Here is a 22008-nt window from a genome sequence, read left to right as displayed (position 1 = left end):
TTATAAATAGCTTTAATTCATCTTATAGTTTAATTTATGGTTAGAAATATTATATCGTATTCAATTATTTCTTAATTATCAGACTAAAATTTTATGAAGTAAGCGGTAATGTGAATCTTTTTAATTCTTGTCTCATTTTTATTATCCCGAATATTTAAACCACTATATTTGCGGAATGAAAAATATTGGATACGTTTTACTACTTTTATTTTTTCTTAGTGCATGTCTGCCTGACGAGCCTACTTTTGATGACTTCAGAAGGGCAGAGGTAAGAAGGTTATTATCCAATCAAGATATTAAAAGATGGAGCTTAGACGAGCGATTCTTATTTAATGAACAAGTTTCCTTTGATTCATGTGCTGTTCCTAGGCAATTGATTTTTAATTTTACTGCTGATACTAAAGATAAAGATTCGCTTTGGTATATAAATCCGGCTGATACATGTGGGATTTCTACAGATACTTTAAGAGGTTTTTGGTTTGTGCCGCCTACCATAACAGCTGAAACACCTATTGATACCGTAGTTTTTGTTTGGGAAAGTACTGATACGGCCTATTTTCAATTGGATGATATTAAACCTAAAAGCTTTAGCATCAGTACATTTTTTGAAGAAGATAGCTTAAGAGAATCTTTCACTCATTTTCCTCTACCTCCAGTGGAAGAAGAGGAGGAAGAAGAAGAAGAAGAAGAAGAAGAAGAGGAGGAGGATGATAATTAAAGCTAGTAATCATAAGATATATAATAGTTAGTATTCAAAATCCTAAAAGTTGAGAGATTTGGGATATGTGTCAGACACTGAGCTGTCGGATTCGAGTTATACGTTAGACTTTGAAAACCCTCTGATGAGTGTGGATTCTGATAATAATCAAGCCTTCAATAAACTTTTCAGAATTGTTGTAAGCGATAACTCCTGAATACTTTTGAAAATATTCTCTTCATTTTCTATTCCTTCAGGCAACCATTTTTCTGCAGTGATGCCTAGAAATGCTAAATTGATATCCGAATATTCCGTTTCGTTTTTTTGTTCTTTAATTTCCTCTAAGTAATTGAGAAATTCATCATTTACATTTAAAATTTCATCATAATGAAGTTGAATGGCTTTTATGATTGCTTTTCTTTTCTCCTTCGAATTGGGTTCATCATCCAATTCTTCTTTTTTTAAAGTGATGTTGCCTATGCTTAAATCATTGCTGACCTCAAATTCATCTTCATCAAAATCCCAAGAAACATTTCTTTGATTTTTCACCAACGGCATCAAATCTTTTGGATTCAGAGGTGCCGCTAAGAAGATTTTTCCCATTCCGCCTCGCGCATCCATATTGGCAACGGTCAGCCAGCTTTCATCTGCCAACTCATCTTTATGGCCAATGGCAGCAATACTTCCATTTGATAATTGAAATTGCGCATTATTTCCTCTTTTTGCGGAGGCAATTCTATCAGGATATGCCATTGCCAATAAAAAGCCAATAGCATAAGGGTCAACTTCTTTATTGTCTTCTTTAATTTTGAAAAGTGCTCGGTAGGAATGCGCTATTTTCTCAATTTTCTTGAAATTTCTTCCTAGCCTGTTTTCACCTCGAAGTGTTCTTAACATTTGAATTCTTTCGCTTATGTCAGCTCCAGCTTTCTTATATAATGGATCTTTTTCTTCTAAAAGAGATGCTAAATCAATAGCTAAAGATAAATTCTCAGTAGATTTTACCAACATATGCGCCAATCGCGGATGACAAGGCAATTGATGCATTTGCTTTCCGATTTCTGTGATGTTTTTATCTTCGTTTAATGCCTCCAACTGAATTAATAGATTTTCAGCATAAATAAGCTTATCTAATGGGGGAGGTGTGAGCCAGAAAAGTCTTTTGCTTTCATGAATATTTCTAGCAGCCAAATCCAATTTTAGGTTTGCTAAATCAGCATGTAAGATTTCCGCTAATCGATGGCTTGGCTTTAGGTTTTGTTCAGCTTCTGTCCACATTCTGTAACATTTACCTGCTGCTAATCTTCCTGCTCTTCCTGCTCGTTGAGTGGCTTCATCTTGTGAAATTGATTCTGTTTTTAAGCTGTTTAAAGCAGTATTCGGATCAAAAATGGAATTCTTTTTTAAGCCTGTGTCAATCACTACTTTTATGCCTTCAATCGTTAGACTTGTTTCTGCAATAGAAGTCGCCAACACTATCTTTCTTTTTCCTTGCGGATGTGGTTGAATAGCTGCCCATTGTTTGTGCCAAGCTAGTTGACCAAAAAGCGGGTAAATTTCAGCTTTTACTTTCGATTTTCTGAGTAAATCCTGAACGGCTAATATCTCTCCTTGCCCGGGTAGAAATACTAAAACATCACCTTCATCTTCTTTTAAAGCTTTTTTTACTTGTTCAGCAGTCAATTCAGCTATTAACCTTTGGTCTAAATTTCCGGCATAAACAATATCTACAGGGAATTGCCTTCCTTTACTTACTACAACTTTTGCATTCAATGCTTTTGCTAAAAGTTCCTGATTTAAAGTAGCCGACATGATTAACAATTTTAAATCAGGTCTTGAATTTTGCTGGGTAAAACGAGCCAAAGCTAAGGCCACATCTGCATGGATGCTGCGCTCATGAAATTCATCAAAAATGACAATAGCCACATCTTTTAAATCAGGGTCGCTATCCATCATTTTATTGAGAATTCCTTCTGTCACCACTTCAATTTTGGTGTTTTCCGATATTCTAGTTTCAAATCGGATCCTGTAGCCAACTGTATTGCCCACTTCTTCACCTATTAACTGTGACATCCTTTGTGCAATGGATTTAGCTGCCAGGCGTCTTGGCTCTAGCATAATAATTTTCTGCTTTTTTTCCTGTAGGATTTCCAAAAGAGCTAAGGGAATGATAGTGCTTTTCCCTGCTCCAGCTTCTGCATTAAGGATTAGATTCTGTTCTTCCTTTATTTTTTGAACTACTTCCGGAAGAATTTCGACTATTGGTAAGTTGATTTGAGATAAATCTATTTTTGGCATGCTACAAAGTTAACTGACTAAGCTTAAAATCTGATATCAATAAAGAACCTTTTTAAAGACAAAGAGGTAAATGAAAACAAAAGATCAGCCAAAGGCTGTTTTCTTTTAACCACATAACCTGTCCCGTACTGAAAGTCGGGAGTTGCTCTAAGTTTTACACTAAGATAACGAAGGAATATTTAGCTAAAGCTGAAATGATTTGAACCACAACCTGTCCCGCATTCATCGGGAAAAGAGGCAAAAGAAAACAAAAGAATTCAGCTAAAGCTGAAAATTTAACCGCAAAAGACACAAAGTTTTATCAGTAGAGTAGGTCGGGGAGTCTAGGACTGCAAATGTGACAATAAGTCCTTTACCGCTAGATTCCCCGACCTACTCTACTGGTTAATCCATTTCAGCTTTAGCTGAATTTTATTTGTAGCTAGAATGAAAAAAAGCCACCTACGGTGAAGTAGGTGGCTTTCGGACGACTAAAAATAAAGTTATTTCAATGACCAAACGGTATAGCTGTTAGGAGGGCATTGGATTTTTACCCATTGGTCATTTTGAGTGGTGGGTTCCCAGTTTGAATTTCCTGTGTAATCTTTGATGACTGAGTTGCCCCAGTTTGTTGGTACCCATCTTTCCAGCCATTGATTAGAATCATTTAGGTAAACCACAATGCCAGGGTTTCCATTTCTTCTGGCTACATATTCGTCATTATCGGCATACAAAATATCGGTTCCCCCAGTGGCCAAATTTCGATGAATCCACATTAAGTTATCCAACTTATCTTGATCTAACCATTCTTCATAATCCTGATAGAATAGGGTAGGATAGCCTTCATGTGTGAAAATATAAGCATAAGCATGCATTTTGTCCCATATTTCATCCGTATCATGATTGGTCACGAATGTTACAGCTTTAGCAGCATCTCTTTTCCAAAGCATATCGCCTTGCAGTTTAGTTAAATCGTTTCCATCAAAAGCTTCATCCATTCTGTAGTAGCATGCGAAGTCGAAAGCAGAAGCGGTTCTATTAGTGCTGTTGACCCAATCTTGAAGGAGCTGAGCGTTTCCATCCCAATATTCACCTACGGCAAAACCTCCCACATTATTCATCCATTCTCGTACTACCCAGCCGCCAAAACCTTTTACATAGTCAAATCTCCAGCCATCGAAACCTAATTCATCCCTATAGTATTTCCCTACACCATCACTTCGGTTCCATAGCCAATCTTGCACATAGGAAGTTGAATGACTTAAATCGGGGAATCCTCCGAATACACCTTCATCACTGCCTACCACGGCATTAGGATGGAAGTCACTGGCTGATCTATAAAACTTACCGGATGCAGGATTGTAATCAGTATAAGTATCTGTACCAGTAAAAGGGTTAGCTTCTAAATCACCACCACTATTGTGGTTCAATACTATATCTGCATAAACCTCAATATCATACTGGTGGGCAGTATTGATTAAGCTTTCGAGTTCTGTTCGAGAACCAAAGCGGGTTTCAACTGAACCTTGCTGGTCATAATCCCCAAAGTCAAAGTAATCAAAAGGATCATATCCCATGGAATTTGGGCCATTCATAGCTTTGGAAACAGGAGGGAGCCAAATGGCGCTCACACCAGCAGCATCCCAATCAGAAATTTTGCTTTCAATAGTTTGATACCAAGTTCCGCCAGCCGGTACATCCCAGTAAAAGGCTTGCATGATAATTCCGCCACCAGGCCCTGGGTTTCTTTCATTGATATTCTCATCAGTGCGTGTGACGTCCGAAAATGGGTCAGTGGCTTTTTTGTTAGAGTGTTTTCGCTGTTCTTCCAGCTTTGTATCATCTGAACATGATGCAATTATTGCCATCAGCAATAATCCGTTAAATAGTTGTGCAATAATTCGTTTCATAAAGTATATTGTTTGGTTGAAAGTCTAATTATAGCAATATAAATCTATTAAAAAAGGTATTAGCAAATAATAATTCCGGAAACGTTTGCGGTTTCGATTGCAAAAATATGTCAAGTAGAATTGTTTCAGGCTATAGTCTCACAGTTGAAATAATGGAATAATATAATTTTTGTGTGTTGACTGGTAGGTTATAAATTTTTAAATTTATTGATTTCCTAAAATGATCTATTAGGATTCGCCAAAAATCACCACTAGCGCGCGTTGCGCAGCAAAACGCGTGCTGTTTGCTATTTAGCACCACCTTTCTAGGAATGATAAGAATTGTAAAATAGGATTTGTTTTTATATGTTCACTCAATGAGAAAAATAATAAATTTTATTAAGGATTTTTTTGATGACTTGTTTTCTTACCCTGAAATTTCCAACGAAGAAATGAATCGATACTACAAGGAGGGAGAGATTTATCCGGAAAAGATGAATGAAATTAGAATGAAAAGAATAAAACTGGTAATTTTTTTATTCGTGTTGTTTTGGATAATATTTTTAGTAATAAAAAAATGAAACCCACTAGCGCGCGTTGCGCTGCAAAACGCGTGCTGTTTGCATTTAGCACCACCCTTCTAGGAATGATAAGAATTGTAAAATAGGATTTGTTTTTATATGTTCACTTATCAAAAAATAAAACCAAAACCATGTCAGAGAAATATAAATTCAATAATCCCGAAGGAATATATTTTGTAACCTGCACTATAGTTTACTGGATAGATTTGTTTACTAGAAAAGAGTATAATCACATCATTATTAATACTTTAAAAAGATATCAAGAAAAGCGTAATTTTAATCATTCATGCATTTTGTATTATGCCGAGCCATCTACATTTAATTATAAGTTCAAAAGATTCGAATGAAAGCCTAGGCGGTGTCATGAGAGATTTCAAGAAATTAAGTAACAAAAGAATACTTGAGCAAATTAGTAATATAAATGAAAGTAGAAAAGAATGGCTATTAAGGGCTTTTCAAAATGCAGGATAAAAATTGAAAAGAATTAAATCTAATAAGATGTGGCAGGATGGAAATCGGCCTATTGAATTAGATAATAATTTTATATTGCAACAGAAACTAGATTATATCCATAATAATCCTGTTGAAGCAGAGATTGTTGAAGAAGCGGTGGATTATAAATACAGCTCAGCAAAGGAATATGCAGGTTTAAAAAGAGGGTTGTTGGAAATTGAACTATTGAGCTAAGCACGCGTTTTGCTTCGCAACGCGCGCTATGGGAGGTAATAATAACTTTCCACCCAGATTAGAGATATTACATTTTATTCAAAATGAAGAATTGAAATGATTTATAGAAAAGTGCGACTCCTTTACCCCTCAACAGTATCATCAATCTCCAGCGTCTCCAAAATATCAGCCAATTCATCAAAGTCTTTATATCCTGGCCTTATTTCTTCACCACCTTTTAAGGAAATGCCTTTAATGGAAGTGTTTTCAATTAAATCCATCACATTTTTATCGTCAATATTGAAGCCTAAGACAACAGGGAAGTCCTTTGCTAAATCTAAAACCTGAATGACTACATTTTCTTTGTAATGATTTCCGTTGCCAGATTCAAAAAGGAAGAATTCTACCTCATCTGCTACCTTTTGCATGGTGTTTTTTACTTCTTCGGCATCTGTAACTTTATCCATATCAAATCTCAAAATCCTTTTGAAATCTGGGAAAAGAGGGATAATGGCAGGATTATCAGTTTGTAGATAATGGATTTCGTAATCTTTGATGGATTCTTTAATGGCATCTTCTGAAGCATTGCCGTATTCTCCAACGAATTCCACACCTGAAAGCCAACCAGTTAATTCCATGAAGTTTTCAGGGCTAACATAAGCAGGATTATCTTTCTGCAAGATGAATCCCATTAAATTAACCGTCATTCCTGCACAATAGCGTGCATCACTTAAATTACTAACTTCAGATATTTTAACGAATGTTTTTAATGCCATTTTGTAAAATTTTGATGCAAATTAAAGGAAAATTTGGCGGGCTTGAAAGTTAATAGTTAGGTATAATTATTCCCCTCTTGATTAATACTACAAACTTTCAAAACCAAGTAATATAAGCTCGAAGAGGGCGGGCAGGAGGACAAAAAGGCGGGCCAGCGTTGGGATGTAGCGATGAAGCATCTTTTTGTCTTGATTTTTTCTTTCTTTTTGATCAAACAAAAAGGAAAAGTAGAAACTGCAAAATATAATTTTGGGTATAAATCTATATTTATTATTTTAAATCTCATATTTCCTCTAAATCAAAGCTTTTTGAAGTTTTAGATATGATAAAATTTTAGAATATGGACTTTATACTTGCTAAAATGAAAATTAGAGTTTCATTTTAATTTTTAAGAAAACCCTATTTCTAAGGAGAAGATTGTTTGAGGGTTTATAAAAAAAGAATCCGAAACCACACGCGGCTACGGATTCATATAAATTCTATTCTGAAAAACTATTTTCAATTCTTGCCAATAAATCATTCCAATGAATTCTGCTCATTTTATCAGAAGTTCTATATCTACTACTTGTGATATCAGATTTTAATTGCTCCAGTTCGGCTCTCATTAGCGGAATTATATCTGATATAATCACCTCATTATTTCTTTTCTCTTCTGCATCCAATTTAGCTATCTGACTAGCAGCTAGTTCCACAAAAGTTCTCTGTAAATTTCTTCTATAGGCATCTACTGCTTGACCTTTATAAAGCTCCGAGAAAATTCCCTTTCTTAGATCTTCCAGCATTTCCAAGACAGTATAAGCTTCAGAACCATTTAAGCTTTCATTTTCTACCATTCTCAAGATTCTATCTTCATCTAGCAAGCTTTTCATAGCTCTCACTTGTAATGATTTTACGCGTTCAATAGCCCCGGCATCTTCTATTCTTTGTAAAATCCCTTTATTTAATAACCATTCATGATTAGTGAATGCATGCTCATTAAGGAAAGCTAATGCCTCTCGTTGAATTGATGCTGGAACATGCTCATAGACTACACCTTCTTGATCAGCTGTTTTTCGGGTTTCATAAATTCCACCTATGTTGGCAATTACATGACGGTTGTATCCCCACCACATATAGCCTAGCTCTCTATAAACTTCAGCTAATTCACTATAATCTTGCCCTTTTTGAGAAGTCCATTCTACTAAGTTTGGAACGACTTTTTTCAAATTGGCTAAGCCATATTCGCTTGCTTTTACGTGATCATCACCCAAACTTTCTCTATTAGCTCTAGGATCAGCTACTCCATATCCGCTCCCGAATTCGTACCATGGATTACCTGCTTTTTCTAATATCCAATCATCCAAAATGGGTTTTTCATCTTCTTTGCTTTTGGCTTCCGGAATATATCTGTAACCCCAATTAACCGAATATTTGTCATAAGGCCCCATCATTCTAATTAAGCGAACGCCTTCATCTTCTGGTTGAGCTACATAATTCACTCTTGCATAATCCATAATGGAAGGTGTTAATCCATATTCTTGAGTGAATGAAGCAGAGCGAAGTGAATCGGTAGGGTAAGCAGAACTTGCTTTCATGTTATGAGGTAAACCTAAAGCATGGCCTACTTCATGTGCAATGACCATGCGCATCATTTCGCCAATTTCTGCTTCAGGGGTTTCTAAGGTTCTAGCAGATTCTTTTTGAGCTCCGGCTTCTATCATATATCGATTTCGATAAGATCTTAAATGGTTGTGATACCAAATAATGTCACTTTCAATGATCTCACCTGTTCTCGGATCAGAAACAGAAGGGCCTACTGCATTTCTGGTGGTAGTGGCTACATATCTCACAACCGAATATCGAACATCCTCAGGACTGAACTCTGGATCTTCTTCCTTAGTGGGAGGATCTTTTGCTATAATGGCATTTTTGAATCCTGCTTCTTCAAAAGCCACATTCCAATCTTCAATTCCTTGTTTAAAATAAGGTCTCCATTTTTCTGGAGTGGCAGGGTCTAAATAATAGACAATAGGCTTCACGGGTTCTACCAATTCGCCTCTTTTATAAGCTTCAATATCTTTAGGTACTAATCTCCATCTTCTTATCAATTCATAGTCATCCGATTTTAATTTTTCCGAATTATAATCGTATTTCTGAATGGTAAACCAACCCACTCTGTCATCGGCTAATCTAGGTTGCATTTTATCTTCGGGCAACAAAATCATAGATTGATTCAATAACATACTGATTGTTCCAGCTTGATCTCTACCCGGAGGATCTCCAGCATCATAGGTCATTAAATGTTGTACTTCAATGTTTTCAGGAAATGACTTTGCGGAAGCTATGTAGGATCTACTTTTATCTAATCTCTTCACTTTGTATGACTTTCTTAATCTATCAGGCATCGCATTAATAGCACTCACTTCATCAGTAAATAAACTGCTTACGTCTACCAAATAGGCAGTAGAATCGGGATTGATGGCTTCGATTTTACAGCTATACAAAATTGGGAAGAAGTTATTAGCCTCCACTGATTTATAAATAGGAGAGTCCTCATCACTTACATTTTGGAAACTGATTACTTTTAGGTCAATATTTTTATCTCTTTTATACCATCGGACAACCTGTTCGTTTACTTTTGAACCGGCGTTGATATAACCACCTCCAAAATTATCGGGTAGTTTTACAATTCGGCTGACCAGCAATAAATCTTCCTCTAATTTATTAAAAGGAATTTCATAATATAGTTTATCATCAATTTGGTGAGTGGTAAATAATCCTTCATCTGATTTTACATCACCCTTGATGATTTCTTTATACTCTTTAAAATCACCTTTTGGCTTTTCTGTTTTATTTTTCTCTTTCTGCTTCTTCTTTTTACCAAACCACTGTGCTGAAGCGTCAGTTTGAATTAGGAATAAACACAGTGTTATGGTGAATAATAGTTGTTTCATTGAATTGTAATTTTTTTGATTTTGTAAATGTATTTTAAGCTCCTGAGAATATGAAATGCTTTTATTTGATTGGTAATAGGAAGTGTTTCATCGAATAGCGTAACTGAATCAATAAAATTGTTGATAAAATTCAATAAATATTCTATATTTTAATATTCGCAACTCAAAATTCAATTAAGTGATTAGATTTTTTAATCTTAATAAGTGGTCTAAGTTAGAGAAGAGTTTAGAACAAAAACCCAATATACTTTTATCACAATTTTCAATTATTGCTGTGATAGCTGCATTAATTCAAGTAATCAATGATTTATTCAATACTAATTATATTGCAGTTGGCTTTGATTTGATAATTGTCGGTATAGCAGTAGCTACTTACATTGTGAATGAGAAACGAAACCATGTAATCGCAAAGTTTATTTTTATCGTTTTAGGCACAGGTTACATTTTTGTCTATAGCTCAATCATTCCAAAATCAATAGGCGTTTACCTTATCTTTTTTCCCATATTAGCTATTATATTTTTAGTATTCAGTAATGAAGAAATAAAGTATAAGTACTATTCTGTGGTTTATGTATTGATTTTATTATTCATACTAGAGATTACTGAATATCAACCTTTTGGAGAAATTAATTTGACCGGAGGAAAATCCGAAAGCACTTCTTTTTATGTTAATATGTTGATATCTATTTTTGTGCTGGTGTTTTCGATGTACAATATGGATGTTATTAACAAACATATTGATCAGGTCCGATTAGAAACTTTAAAAGAATTAGAGCAAAAAAATAAGGAGTTAGAATTAGCAAATGATGAATTAGATCATTTTGTTTATAGTGCTTCACATGATTTAAAGGCTCCTTTATCTTCCATTTTGGGCTTAATTAACATTGCGAAATATGAAGTGAAGGACGATAATGTGATGGATTATTTTATTAGGATTGAAAATAGAATTGAGCGTTTGACGCAATTTATTAAGGAAGTGATTGAAATATCAAGAAACACTAGAACTGAAATTAAAACAGAGCCTATTGAATTAGAAAAGTTGCTAGATGAAATAATCGAAAATAACAATTATATAGAGGGGATGGAGAAAATAGAATTCAATAAGCAAATCCAATTTGATTCGCCTCTATTTACTGATAAAGCTCGCATGGAAGTTATATTAAATAATTTAATTTCCAATGCTATAAAGTATTCAGATCCTAGCAAAGGACATTGCAAAATTGATATCACTGCGGATAAAACTTCAAATAAATTTAGAATCATTATTGCAGATAATGGAATAGGAATTCCTAAAGATCAGCAAGAAAAAGTATTCGAAATGTTCTATAGAGGCGCGCAAAGTAAAGAGGGATCTGGACTTGGGCTTTATATTGTAAAAAACATGCTGGTGAAACTAAAAGGAGAATTTGATTTAAATTCAAAAGTAGGGGTGGGCACCAAGATAGAATTGACATTTCCTATTTTATAAGTGCAGTCATGATTTACCCTAAGAAACTATTCCATTGCTAAATTCATCAAATGAACAGCGGCTAAAGCTGCTGTTTCAGTTCTTAAACGGCTATTGCCGAGACTGACTTTTTTAAATCCCTTGCTAATAGCCAAATCAACCTCTTCTGGGGTGAAGTCTCCTTCCGGACCAATTAAAATAAGAGTGTCTTGCTGAGTATTCAATTCATTTTTCATATGCACTTTATTCTCAAAATCTACATAGGCAATTAGCTTATTTTCTGATTGAACACTTTCTAGAAACTTGGTGTAAGAAATGATTTCATTCAGTATTGGCTTTTGAGCTTTTAGAGATTGCTTCATTGCACTGATGACTTTTTTCTCCAATCGATCTATTTTTATAACTTTTCTTTCTGAGTGAAAACTTTGAAAAAAGCTGATTTCATCTATACCCATTTCAGTAGCTTTTTCCACCAACCACTCCATTTTATCCATGTTTTTGGTAGGTGCTATAGCCAAATGTCTTTTGAAAACGGGAGTTTTTTCTAGAGTAGTCTCAATTATTTCAAACTCACATTTTTTAGGATGGCTCTCTGTTATTTTCGCTTTGTAAAAAGTGCCTTTTCCATCAATTATATTGATTTCATCTCCTGCTTGTCTTCTTAATACTTTAACGCAATGTTTAGATTCGTCTTGATCTAAAGACTTGATTTCAGGAAGCTGAGATTGATAAAATAAATGCATACGCAAATCTAATTATTTTTATATAAGGACTGAAAATGAATATTCAATTTCATAATAGGTCAATTGAATTTGCTTATAGATTTTTTAATTAGAGACATTCCTTTAATTTTGTCGCTGCTTAAAAAGTGGATACAAAAAAATAATAAACAAAGACAAGTCGTTTTGATCTGATTATCAGTTGATTACTTCAGTGTCTCTTGTAAAAGCCGAATTGGCTCTATTTAAAATATTCTATGGATTATCTCAGAGGTCTTATTGGATTATTGGTTTTAGTGGGTTTTGCCTGGCTATTTTCAGTAAATAAAAAGAAAATTGACTGGCGGTTGGTCGGTACTGGCTTACTATTACAAATCATATTCGGACTTCTGATTACGCAAGTGGAATTTGTAGAATTGATATTCAAAAAAGTATCTGAAGCTTTCGTTGTCTTTTTGAGTTTTTCCGGAGATGGCGCTCGCTTTCTTTTTGGTGATTTAGCTGGCGATTCCTATGGGTTTATATTTGCCTTCCAAGTTTTGCCCACTGTCATTTTCTTTTCCACTGTAACAGCAGGATTATATTATTTAGGGATTTTACAAAAACTGGTTTATGGTATTGCTTGGATAATGTCAAGAACCATGCGACTATCCGGAGCAGAAAGTTTATCTGCTGCTGGAAATATATTTTTAGGACAAACAGAGGCACCTCTATTAGTTCGGCCTTTTGTGCCTAATATGACACGCTCTGAACTAATGTGCTTAATGACCGGTGGAATGGCCACTATTGCTGGTGGTGTTTTAGCTGGGTATGTTGCATTTTTAGGAGGAGATGACCCAGTAGAAAAAGCACGATTCGCTTCCTATTTGTTAAGTGCTTCCATTATGAATGCACCTGCAGCAATTGTTATTTCAAAGATTTTAATTCCAGAAACAAATCCTGATGGGATTGATGACACTTTACATGTTAGCCAAGATAAATTAGGAGTAAACTTGATAGACGCTTTATCCAATGGTGCTGCCGAGGGTTTGAAATTAGCTTTGAATATTGGAGGGATGTTGTTGGCTTTCATTGCTGTTATAGCCGCCATTAATTATTTTCTAGGCAATATGATTGGCGAATGGACAGGCTTGAATGCTTTTGTGACTAGCTCAACTAATGGTACATTCGATAGCTTTAGTTTGGAATATATTTTAGGTCAAGCATTTAGACTTTTTGCCTTTGCCATGGGAGTGGAGTGGAATGATACTTTGGCAGTGGGAAGTTTGCTAGGACAAAAAACAGCCATTAATGAATTTGTAGCATATTTAGGCTTAGCAGAAATGAAAGCAGCTAATATTTTGAGTGATAAATCTATTATCATAGCAACTTATGCTTTGTGTGGATTCTCCAATTTCAGTTCCATAGCCATACAAGTTGGTGGAATAGGAGGCATGGCACCTAACCAACAAGGAAACCTTTCTAAATTAGGTATGCGAGCACTTTTAGCTGCAACTTTAGCTTGTATGATGACAGCCACTATTGCTGGGGCTTTGGTGGAGTAGCTTCTTGAGTTTTAAGTCTTAAGTTCTAGGTAATAAGTTTTAAGTACTAATCATTTTTTTGCTTAGCACATATCGATTTTACTGATAATTTTTTAAATAATTGAATATTACAAAATAGTAGTAGATTATTTAACTATTAGTATATTTACAAGGTATCAATTCTAATATCAAAAAGTAAAACTAATTACATATGAAAAAACTATCTACCACTCTAATCTTAACCTTTTTATGTTTCTCTCTTTTTGCTCAAGATATTGAGGGAAAATGGCAAGGTTTACTTAAAGTCCAAGGAATGGAATTAACGATTGTGTTCAATATTTCGAAAGAAAATGACACTTTAATTGCAACCATGGACAGTCCTGATCAAGGGGCTTTTGGCTTAGCAGTACAAGAGGTTACTTTTGAGAATGGTGTATTAAATATAGGAATGAATATGCCCCCAATTCAATATGAAGGCACTCTTAATTCAGATGGAGAAATAGATGGTGTTTTTAAGCAAGCAGGACAAGACTTTCCGTTAATACTTTCTCAAAATGATCTAGAGAAGTTAAATAAAAAGAAACCTCAAGACCCTGAGGAACCTTTTCCTTACAGATCTGAAAACATCACTTTTGAAAATAGAATTGATGGAATCAAGCTTGCAGGAACATTAACTATGCCTTCAGAAGGGGAGAATTTCCCTGTAGTCGTTTTGATTAGTGGAAGTGGACCACAAGATAGAAATGAAGCACTATTAGGACAAAAGCCCTTTTTAGTGTTGTCAGATCATTTAACCAAGCAAGGAATTGCGGTTTTAAGGTATGATGATAGAGGTACAGCAGAATCAGAAGGTGATTTCAGTACAGCCACTTCAGCTGATTTTAAAACAGATGTTGCTGCAGCTGTAAATTATTTAAAATCTCGTGAAGAAATTGATGCTAATAATATAGGTTTGATTGGCCATAGTGAAGGCGGGATTATTGCCCCGATGGTAGCGGTAGAATCCAAAGATGTAGCATATATCGTTTTAATGGCCGGCACTGGAATTAGAGGTGATGATTTGTTATTACGCCAAAGCGAATTAATTGGTAAAGCATCAGGAATGAGTGAATCACAATTGAAGACGGCAAGAGAATTTAATCAAGGAGCATATGACATTGTAGTGAACACTGTTAATGCAACTACTGTAAAAGAAGATTTAAAAAAATATTTAGAAGAAGCGGTCACTAAAAATCCTGAATTGGCTACGGCTAATGGATTGAAGGAAGAAGTTTTTGTGAATCAAGTGTTAGGACAATTAACTAACCCTTGGATAGTCTATTTTCTAAAGCATGATCCATCAAAAGTACTGAAAAAAGTGGATTGTCCTGTATTGGCGATAGTAGGCGAGAAGGACTTACAAGTACCTTCTAAGGTGAATTTAGAAGCTATTGAAGCTGCATTGAAAGCTGGTGGAAACACAAATTATAAAGTTAAAGAGTTGCCAGGACTCAATCATCTTTTTCAAGAAGCCAAAACAGGATCTCCAAGTGAATATGCCCAAATAGAGCAAACTATTTCTCCAGATGCCTTAGAATTAATGAGTAACTGGATATTAGAGCAAGTTGATTAAGATTCAGGTCCTTATTTAACATATTCATTAAATTAAAAGCATTTAACTCAACCTTTTCACTCAGTTCCGTTTTCTTTGTTTAGTTGAATAAATACAGAGAGAATAAATGAAGGCATTACAGATAACTGGCTATGGAGAAATAGCACAAAACGTTGAGTTTAGAGAAGTTGAAAAGCCCAATATGGGTAATCATCAGCTTTTAATAGAAGTACATGCAGCAAGTATCAATCCAGTAGATTATAAAATCATAGAAGGGGCTATGAAAAACATTAAAAAACTGTCTTTTCCCGCCCCAGTAGGTTTTGATGTTGCAGGTAAAGTGGTAGATAAAGGGGATAATGTAACTAATTTCAATCTTGGTGATGAAATATTTGCTCGTGTACCTACAGATTCACCTGGGACTTTTGCTGAAATGATAGCAGTGGATCAGCAAGTGGTTTGTCAAAAACCATCCAATCTATCTTATGTTGAGGCCGCAAGCATTCCTTTGGTTGGCTTAACCACCGTACAATCATTTCAAAAAGCAAAGCTTAAATCAGGTGATAAAGTATTGATTCATGCCGGATCGGGAGGTGTTGGTTCCTTTGCTATTCAATATGCAAAGACTCAAGGGGCATATGTTTACACCACTACAAGTACAAAAAATGTTGACTGGGTAAAGGATTTAGGTGCTGACCGAGTAATCGATTATAAAAAAGAAGACTATCTTGAAGTTATCGAAGAGGTGGATGTTGTTTATGATACATTAGGAGGCGATTATACTAAAGATGCATTTAAAATCTTAAAAGATGGAGGGAGTGTGGTAAGCATTGCGGGTGATCCGGATAATGAAACAGCAAAAGATTTAGGCTTAAATGGATTGATTAGATTTTTACTTAAGCTTAAGAGATTTAAATTAGATCAACTAGTAAAGGAAAAAAATGCGTATTACAAATTCGTAATGATGCATGCGGATGGAGCTCAACTTAATGATTTAAGAGAACTTATTGAAAGTAAATACATCTCGGCTGTTATAGATAGAGAGTTTCCATTTACAGAAGCAGTTGCTGCTTTAGAACATGTCAAAAAAGGACATGCAAAAGGAAAAGTCGTTTTGAATATGAAGTAGGATAAAATTCCCGGTGTTCAGCCGGGAATTTTAATTTAGCTTAAAATTTCAAGAATCTCCTATTATAAAAACATTAGGGTCAGGACATAGTAGTTTAAACTGTTCTAATTCTGATGGAGCACAAACACCTGGGAAATCCCCTTTTAAATCTTTGATATCAGAAATGAGTTGAAAATGTAAATGCGGTGGCCAGTCTCCATTCTCGGGAAATGGACCTAATTCAGAGAATTTACGACCTTTTTTAATATGGTCACCAATAGCTAAGTTTTCTAAACTAGCTCGGCTTAAATGACCGTAAAGCGTATAGAATTTTTCATTGTTTAGCTCATGTTCAAGGATAATAGTAGGGCCATAATCCCCAAAGTTATTATTATCGGCAAAGCTGTGTACTTTGGCATCCAATGGAGCATAAAGCGGATGAAAAGCTTCACACCAAACATCTACTCCCAAGTGCATACAACGGGATTCTCCTTGCTGGAAATGAGTACTTCTTTGGTAAATCATACGGTTTTCTAAATAACCACCATGACCATATTTCTTCTCCTTTTGTTCTAAAAAACCAAAGACATAATCATTAAAATTTTGGGTTGATTGCATGTCAAGCTTTAATAAATCAGCATTCTGATTAGAAAAATCAAGTTTAATACTGTTTTCAGATACTAGCCAATCTCCCATTATTGGGAATATGTTACTTTGGTTTATTTGCATATTTTAGTAGTAGTTTTTCTTTTCAAGTGGCAAACTTAACATTTCAATTCTGGATATATAAATTGTAATTGCTTTTTAATTTTTGTTCAAAGTTTTAGTGCATTTAGGTAATTCCACTCATGATTTATATGAAATCTAAAATTAAATTACACAAAGGATTGTCATTTAATTCAGATTTTCAAGTAGATACAAATGATTCTAGTGTAATTGCCTAATAGGTTCTATTTAATAGAAAAATCTTTTTCAAATAATTCTTTTACATTTTTCTCAATTTTCTCTGATAATTCATTAGTAGGCAGATCATTAGTGTCTCCACCAAATGGCTCTTCTATTTCTTCTGCTATCAATTCGACACTTACCAAAATAAAAAACACAAAAATTACAATGGGAATGGTGATATAATGAAATTCACTTATAAATGCCAAAGGAAGCGTAACGGTATAAGTGAAAATGAATTTCTTAATAAACATGCTGTAAGAATAGGGAATGGGCGTATTTTTTATTCTCTCACAGCCTCCCAAAATATCAGAAAATTCCTTCATTTCTTTATCTAAAACCAGGAATTGATTAGGCGTTAATTTCCCTTCCGCTAGTAATTGATTTAATCTTTGATAGATTAATGAAGTAATAGCATTCGGGATATGTTCCTTTTTCTCAAGTTGTTTGTTTATTTCTTCATCAGTGATGCCCAATTGCTTAATTTTAACACCTTTTCTTAAATGATCCTTTAAGGCAAAAGCAAAAGCTGGAATCATTTCCTGGAAAAATTTTCGATCTTTTTCGTTTTCAGCTGAAATCATGGCATTTAGCTTAGAGGCTAAATTTCTTGAATTATTAAGAAGTAATCCCCATAATTTCCTGCCTTCATACCATCTATCATAAGCTGAATTGACTCGAAATACTAAAAATAAACCCAATACTATTCCTAATAAAGAATGCACGACTGTGGTGCTATGAAAATCTAGTTTGAAATAATCTTCTATTAAAAAGGTTAAAACTGCAGTGTAAATTACCATTATCATTAGAAATGGCATCAGTGTTTTTACTACTTGTCGGCTATAGGAATGAAAAATAAGTCCGAACCAATTTTTTGGATTGTACTTGATCATGTTATATTAAAATTGAAAGAAAATATGATTTCATAAACACAATAATATAGGAATTTATGCTGAGATTAAATTTTCTTGATAAATTTAGAGCTTTAACTCTCAGATTATCTAATATTCAAATGAAATATATACTTCTACTTTTCTGTGGTATTCAATTTTTCACGCTTTCTGCTCAAATTTCTCCTGATAAAATTGATATAGTTCGTGATCAATGGGGAGTGGCCCATATTTATGCCGAGAAGGATTCTGAAGTGGCCTATGGCCTAGCTTGGGCACATTCCGAAGACGATTTTAAAACCATTCAATCTACCTTGTTAGCTGGTAAATTAATGGCTGGAAGACAGTTTGGGAAAGATGGAGCCGGAATAGATTTTTTTACCCAATTTATCGGTGCACCAGATGTGGTTAAAGAAAAGAAAGATGAGCTTTCTCCTGAGTTTTTAGCTTTGTTGGATGGCTATATTCAAGGTATTAATTCCTATGCAGAGCATCATAAAGATGAAGTATTAAATAGAAAATTATTTCCAGTTACTGATGATGATATGCTAACTGCATTTGTTTTGTCCTTGTCTGCCATGAGCGGAGCAGATAAAATAGTGGGTGATATTGTCACCAATCAATCATTTAATAATCCATATGTGGGAATTGGTTCAAACGGAATTGCCATAAGTAAGAATAAAACCACAACAGGAGAGAGCTTTTTAGCTGTAAATTCTCACCAACCTTTTGAAGGACCGGCAAGCTGGTATGAAGTTCATTTGAATAGTGAGGAAGGCTGGAATATGCTGGGTTCTTTGTTTCCGGGAAGCCCTACTATTTTTCATGGAGTAAATGAAAATTTGGGATGGGCTCACACCGTCAATCATCCTGATAAAATGGATGTGTATCAATTGAGAATGCATCCTGATAAAAAGGAGCATTACTATTTTGATGGGAAAGTTCTGGAATTGGAAAAAAGAAAAGCAAAACTGAAAGTCAAGATATTAGGAATACCTATTCCACTTTCCAAAACCTATTATCAAAGTGTTTATGGGCCAACTTTAAAAAATGACAATGGGTATTTCTCCTTAAGTTTTGCAGCGAATCAAAATTTAAAGGCCATTCAACAGTGGTATGAAATGACCAAAACAAAGAACTTACAAGAATTTAAAGGGGTGGTTTCCCAGCTTTACCTGCCTGATTTCAATATAGTTTATGCTGACAAAGACCATCATATATTTTATGTGAGTAATGCACAATTACCTGTTCGTGATCCTAATTTTAATTGGAAAAATGTTCTTCCAGGAGATACGTCCGCAACACAATGGGATAATCACCATGCTTTTGATGAATTGCCACAATATACCGACCCAAAAGCAGGCTATTTGTTTAATATGAATAATACACCCTTTAATGCTACTGCCTTTGAAGAAAATCTTGATTCTTTAGACTTCCCTGCTGAAATGGGTTTTTCTCTAAAGGATAACAATAGAAGCATTCGCTTTCAAAACTTAATAAGTCAAGAGGATAAATTAAGCTATGAAGATTTCAAAAGAATAAAATTTGATATTCAATATCCTGAGCAATTTCAATTTGAGGAAGAGGTAAATATCATTTTTGAGTTAAAACCCAAAGATTACCCAGAGATAGAAGATTATTTGAATATACTTCAAAATTGGGATAGAAAAACTGAAAACGAAAGCATAGGGGCAGGATTAATGAAAGTTTTAATCAATAATGCTAAAGGAAAAGAAATTGATAAGGCCACCGCTGTTGAAATTGTTAAAATATCACAATCACAACTGATAGCGGAATTCGGGACTATTAAAGTGCCACTTAGCGAATTGCAAGTCCATAAACGAGGAGACAAAGAAATGCCAATTGATGGATTGCCAGATGTCATTGCGCCTATGTACACCAAAAAAATGGGAGAGGGGTTGAAGGAACAAACCTATGTAGGCGAGTCCTATATTTTATTGGCCCGTTTTGGAGAAGGACTTCCTAAATTAGAATCCATAATGCCTTATGGAGCATCTTCTAAATCTGAGAGTCCTCATTATACAGATCAAATGGAAATGTTTGTGAATAAAGAATTGAAGCCCATGACTTTGGATAAGGAAGAGATTTATAAAAATGCAAAACGGATTTATCATCCAATGTTGGAATGATTGTTTTTAATAAGTTTAAAATCATATTGAGAAGAAAATACAATTTTAGGTTTTTCAGAAGAGATCTGTACATATTATTGAGTTTAGATAAATTTCACTAATAAAATTAGGCGAATATTTTCCTCACCACGACTTGTCCCGTATTCATCGGGAAAAGAGACAACAGAACACAAAAGAAAATAACCAAGGTTATTTTTGAGATAGTCAAATTTCTACATTTGGTAAAAGTACATTGCATAAAATATTGGAGATGTCAGTTATATTTATTTGAGTTTTTAGATTTAAATCTAAGAGCATGAGTCAATTTTATATTTATATAAAATCTATTGTGTTCTTTTGTTTCTCTTGTGGTTAAAGTAGGGTAGATAATTGTTCATCTTTAATAACTAGCTTTTTCATCTTGAGGAATAAAACGTAAATCGTTTCAATTATCCCGTTATGGAATAATCTTTTCCATATAATCCTCCATATCAAAAACAGTTAATTCGGTTGTTTTCTTTAGATAAAGAGGGTGTCTGGGATGTCCAGCTTTTAAGGGGTCACCTGCAGATAGCCATTTACAATCATAAAATTGACTCATATTAAATATATCCGATAAACAATGCCTAAGAAATGGTCTTGAATCAATAAGGTTGCCCCAAGCTGCCCATATTAATACCTCCTCCTCTTCAAGATAAGATTCAATCACCTCTAAATTTTGCTCATGGTATTTCTTATCAATTTTGTGATGCAGTAATGTTGGATCAGCACTTCTTTGAGGATAAAGGTTGAGCATAAGCCAGCTATCAAATTGATTATGAAATGCAATTCTTTCAACGGATGAAACTGTACCATCATATTGCTCAGGTTTTGCTTGACTTGGATTCACACCAATACATATCAAAGTCTTTTCTCCTTTTTTACCTAAAGAATAGCGATAATTATCACTTGGGTCTGTCTCATAAATCCATTCCATTACTAAATATAGAAACATCTATTTGAAAATAAAATGTAAATAAAACTTGACATTAATAATAATTAAGTAGTTCTTTGTGTCAATATAACTTTACATTTAGACAATAAAACAATACATTATGAAAACAAATGAATGGCAATTACAAAAGCACAAAAACTTAAAACTGTTGGCTTTATGGACTATAGGGTGGATGTTAAGCATGGCCTTGATAACATTTGGTCCAGTCTATCTATGGAATGATGGAAAAATTCTTACTCTTTCAGCATTTGTCCTGAATTTAGGTTTAGGTATTGGAATGATTATCTCCAATAGAAATTATATCAATGGGGCTGATGAATTAGAAAAGAAAATGACTTTTGATGCAATGGCTATAGCTTTGGGAGTAGGAGTGATAGGTGGATTAAGTTATTCCGCTTTGGAAAAAAGCAGCTTGATTAATATAAATGCAGATATTTCTTATTTAGTAATGTTAATTGCAATTACTTATTTAATTGCAATTGTAGCAGGCAAACTCAGATATAAATGAAGAACAGGGTAAAAGTTTTAAGAGCAGAGCATAATCTGACTCAAGCTGATTTGGCAAATGCTGTGGAAGTATCCCGGCAAACCATCAATGCAATTGAAAAGGGGAAATTTGATCCCAGTTTGATTTTGGCTTTTAAATTATCGGAATACTTTTCAAAGAGTATTGAGGAGATTTTTGAATATGGTAAATGATATTCTTTAAGAATAATCTAAAACATAAAAACAATTTAGTTTCATTAATATCAAATTGAGAATAATTGCACCTCTTGAAAAATCCGGTATCCAACATTATTTGAGTTAATGTTTATTTAAGAAATGACTATACCCATTTCTGT

General features: G+C 34.3%; 18 protein-coding genes. 10 read left to right on the top strand and 8 right to left on the bottom strand.

Features of this window, described 5'->3' with window-relative positions; translation table 11 throughout:
- Nucleotides 1–175: 175 nt before the first annotated feature.
- Nucleotides 176–718, top strand: coding sequence for a hypothetical protein (locus QYS49_RS13460; RefSeq protein WP_308347971.1), 543 nt, complete (start codon nt 176–178; stop codon nt 716–718).
- Nucleotides 719–865: 147 nt separating this feature from the next.
- Here the strand turns inward: QYS49_RS13460 and hrpB are convergent, their stop codons facing one another.
- Together hrpB and QYS49_RS13450 are read right to left on the bottom strand one after the other, a co-directional pair.
- The gene (gene hrpB / locus QYS49_RS13455) at nt 866–2995 is read right to left on the bottom strand and encodes an ATP-dependent helicase HrpB (RefSeq protein WP_308347970.1); all 2130 of its coding nucleotides are present in this window, start codon (nt 2993–2995) and stop codon (nt 866–868) included.
- Nucleotides 2996–3477: 482 nt separating this feature from the next.
- Nucleotides 3478–4884, bottom strand: a complete 1407-nt coding sequence (locus QYS49_RS13450) for an alpha-amylase (RefSeq protein ID WP_308347968.1) — start codon at nt 4882–4884, stop codon at nt 3478–3480.
- An 818-nt stretch (nt 4885–5702) separates the two neighbouring features.
- Between QYS49_RS13450 and QYS49_RS19065 the strand changes: the two genes are divergently transcribed.
- Both QYS49_RS19065 and QYS49_RS13445 read left to right on the top strand, forming a co-directional pair.
- On the top strand, nt 5703–5915 hold the full coding sequence (locus QYS49_RS19065) for a transposase (protein ID WP_372587678.1): 213 nt from the start codon (nt 5703–5705) through the stop codon (nt 5913–5915).
- Nucleotides 5916–5918: 3 nt separating this feature from the next.
- Nucleotides 5919–6131 carry a hypothetical protein gene (locus tag QYS49_RS13445; RefSeq protein WP_308347966.1) on the top strand — a complete coding sequence of 71 codons (213 nt, stop codon included), beginning with the start codon at nt 5919–5921 and terminating at the stop codon, nt 6129–6131.
- Between the two features lie 122 nt (nt 6132–6253).
- Here the strand turns inward: QYS49_RS13445 and trpF are convergent, their stop codons facing one another.
- Both trpF and QYS49_RS13435 read right to left on the bottom strand, forming a co-directional pair.
- Entirely contained in the window at nt 6254–6886 is a 633-nt protein-coding gene (gene trpF, locus QYS49_RS13440; protein WP_308347964.1) for a phosphoribosylanthranilate isomerase, read from the bottom strand.
- A 480-nt stretch (nt 6887–7366) separates the two neighbouring features.
- Nucleotides 7367–9820 carry a zinc-dependent metalloprotease gene (locus QYS49_RS13435; protein WP_308347962.1) on the bottom strand — a complete coding sequence of 818 codons (2454 nt, stop codon included), beginning with the start codon at nt 9818–9820 and terminating at the stop codon, nt 7367–7369.
- A 178-nt stretch (nt 9821–9998) separates the two neighbouring features.
- Between QYS49_RS13435 and QYS49_RS13430 the strand changes: the two genes are divergently transcribed.
- Complete coding sequence (locus QYS49_RS13430; RefSeq protein WP_308347960.1) at nt 9999–11288, top strand: sensor histidine kinase; 1290 nt, start codon at nt 9999–10001, stop codon at nt 11286–11288.
- A gap of 26 nt (nt 11289–11314) precedes the next feature.
- On the opposite strand, the gene QYS49_RS13425 is transcribed toward QYS49_RS13430, so the two are convergent.
- On the bottom strand, nt 11315–12010 hold the full coding sequence (locus tag QYS49_RS13425) for a 16S rRNA (uracil(1498)-N(3))-methyltransferase (RefSeq protein ID WP_308347958.1): 696 nt from the start codon (nt 12008–12010) through the stop codon (nt 11315–11317).
- 233 nt (nt 12011–12243) lie between these two features.
- On the opposite strand from QYS49_RS13425, the gene QYS49_RS13420 reads away from it, so the two are divergent.
- The 3 genes from QYS49_RS13420 (at nt 12244) to QYS49_RS13410 (ending at nt 16229) form a co-directional block, all read left to right on the top strand.
- The gene (locus QYS49_RS13420) at nt 12244–13530 is read left to right on the top strand and encodes a NupC/NupG family nucleoside CNT transporter (RefSeq protein ID WP_308347956.1); all 1287 of its coding nucleotides are present in this window, start codon (nt 12244–12246) and stop codon (nt 13528–13530) included.
- A gap of 190 nt (nt 13531–13720) precedes the next feature.
- Nucleotides 13721–15121, top strand: a complete 1401-nt coding sequence (locus QYS49_RS13415) for an alpha/beta hydrolase family protein (RefSeq protein WP_308347955.1) — start codon at nt 13721–13723, stop codon at nt 15119–15121.
- 106 nt (nt 15122–15227) lie between these two features.
- The gene (locus tag QYS49_RS13410) at nt 15228–16229 is read left to right on the top strand and encodes an NADP-dependent oxidoreductase (protein ID WP_308347954.1); all 1002 of its coding nucleotides are present in this window, start codon (nt 15228–15230) and stop codon (nt 16227–16229) included.
- Between the two features lie 48 nt (nt 16230–16277).
- Here QYS49_RS13410 and QYS49_RS13405 read toward each other — a convergent pair whose 3' ends face one another.
- Both QYS49_RS13405 and QYS49_RS13400 read right to left on the bottom strand, forming a co-directional pair.
- A complete protein-coding gene (locus QYS49_RS13405) occupies nt 16278–16937 on the bottom strand; it encodes a peptidoglycan DD-metalloendopeptidase family protein (protein WP_308347952.1) in 660 nt (219 codons plus the stop codon).
- A gap of 221 nt (nt 16938–17158) precedes the next feature.
- Complete coding sequence (locus QYS49_RS13400; RefSeq protein WP_308347951.1) at nt 17159–18046, bottom strand: bestrophin family protein; 888 nt, start codon at nt 18044–18046, stop codon at nt 17159–17161.
- A 119-nt stretch (nt 18047–18165) separates the two neighbouring features.
- On the opposite strand from QYS49_RS13400, the gene QYS49_RS13395 reads away from it, so the two are divergent.
- Nucleotides 18166–20193: a penicillin acylase family protein gene (locus tag QYS49_RS13395; protein WP_308347950.1), complete on the top strand. Its 2028-nt coding sequence runs from the start codon at nt 18166–18168 to the stop codon at nt 20191–20193.
- Nucleotides 20194–20629: 436 nt separating this feature from the next.
- Here the strand turns inward: QYS49_RS13395 and QYS49_RS13390 are convergent, their stop codons facing one another.
- Entirely contained in the window at nt 20630–21166 is a 537-nt protein-coding gene (locus tag QYS49_RS13390; RefSeq protein WP_308347948.1) for a DUF1643 domain-containing protein, read from the bottom strand.
- Between the two features lie 100 nt (nt 21167–21266).
- On the opposite strand from QYS49_RS13390, the gene QYS49_RS13385 reads away from it, so the two are divergent.
- On the top strand, nt 21267–21674 hold the full coding sequence (locus QYS49_RS13385) for a hypothetical protein (RefSeq protein ID WP_308347947.1): 408 nt from the start codon (nt 21267–21269) through the stop codon (nt 21672–21674).
- Nucleotides 21671–21865, top strand: coding sequence for a helix-turn-helix transcriptional regulator (locus QYS49_RS13380; RefSeq protein ID WP_308347946.1), 195 nt, complete (start codon nt 21671–21673; stop codon nt 21863–21865). Before QYS49_RS13385 ends, QYS49_RS13380 begins: the two co-directional genes overlap by 4 nt.
- Nucleotides 21866–22008: the final 143 nt, after the last annotated feature.

The sequence above is a fragment of the Marivirga salinae genome, assembly GCF_030503855.1.
In the GTDB taxonomy this organism is placed as follows: domain Bacteria; phylum Bacteroidota; class Bacteroidia; order Cytophagales; family Cyclobacteriaceae; genus Marivirga; species Marivirga salinarum.
The sequence above is the reverse complement of the archived record's forward strand: the minus strand, read 5'-3'. Positions and strand labels throughout refer to the sequence as shown.

Excerpts from the sequence above, each read along its gene's own strand:
- QYS49_RS13460 (WP_308347971.1), top strand. The coding sequence starts at position 176 with ATGAAAAATATTGGATACGTTTTACTACTTTTATTTTTTCTTAGTGCA.
- hrpB (WP_308347970.1), bottom strand. The coding sequence starts at position 2,995 with ATGCCAAAAATAGATTTATCTCAAATCAACTTACCAATAGTCGAAATT.
- QYS49_RS13450 (WP_308347968.1), bottom strand. The coding sequence starts at position 4,884 with ATGAAACGAATTATTGCACAACTATTTAACGGATTATTGCTGATGGCA.
- trpF (WP_308347964.1), bottom strand. The coding sequence starts at position 6,886 with ATGGCATTAAAAACATTCGTTAAAATATCTGAAGTTAGTAATTTAAGT.
- QYS49_RS13435 (WP_308347962.1), bottom strand. The coding sequence starts at position 9,820 with ATGAAACAACTATTATTCACCATAACACTGTGTTTATTCCTAATTCAA.
- QYS49_RS13425 (WP_308347958.1), bottom strand. The coding sequence starts at position 12,010 with ATGCATTTATTTTATCAATCTCAGCTTCCTGAAATCAAGTCTTTAGAT.
- QYS49_RS13420 (WP_308347956.1), top strand. The coding sequence starts at position 12,244 with ATGGATTATCTCAGAGGTCTTATTGGATTATTGGTTTTAGTGGGTTTT.
- QYS49_RS13415 (WP_308347955.1), top strand. The coding sequence starts at position 13,721 with ATGAAAAAACTATCTACCACTCTAATCTTAACCTTTTTATGTTTCTCT.
- QYS49_RS13410 (WP_308347954.1), top strand. The coding sequence starts at position 15,228 with ATGAAGGCATTACAGATAACTGGCTATGGAGAAATAGCACAAAACGTT.
- QYS49_RS13405 (WP_308347952.1), bottom strand. The coding sequence starts at position 16,937 with ATGCAAATAAACCAAAGTAACATATTCCCAATAATGGGAGATTGGCTA.
- QYS49_RS13400 (WP_308347951.1), bottom strand. The coding sequence starts at position 18,046 with ATGATCAAGTACAATCCAAAAAATTGGTTCGGACTTATTTTTCATTCC.
- QYS49_RS13395 (WP_308347950.1), top strand. The coding sequence starts at position 18,166 with ATGAAATATATACTTCTACTTTTCTGTGGTATTCAATTTTTCACGCTT.
- QYS49_RS13390 (WP_308347948.1), bottom strand. The coding sequence starts at position 21,166 with ATGTTTCTATATTTAGTAATGGAATGGATTTATGAGACAGACCCAAGT.
- QYS49_RS13385 (WP_308347947.1), top strand. The coding sequence starts at position 21,267 with ATGAAAACAAATGAATGGCAATTACAAAAGCACAAAAACTTAAAACTG.
- QYS49_RS13380 (WP_308347946.1), top strand. The coding sequence starts at position 21,671 with ATGAAGAACAGGGTAAAAGTTTTAAGAGCAGAGCATAATCTGACTCAA.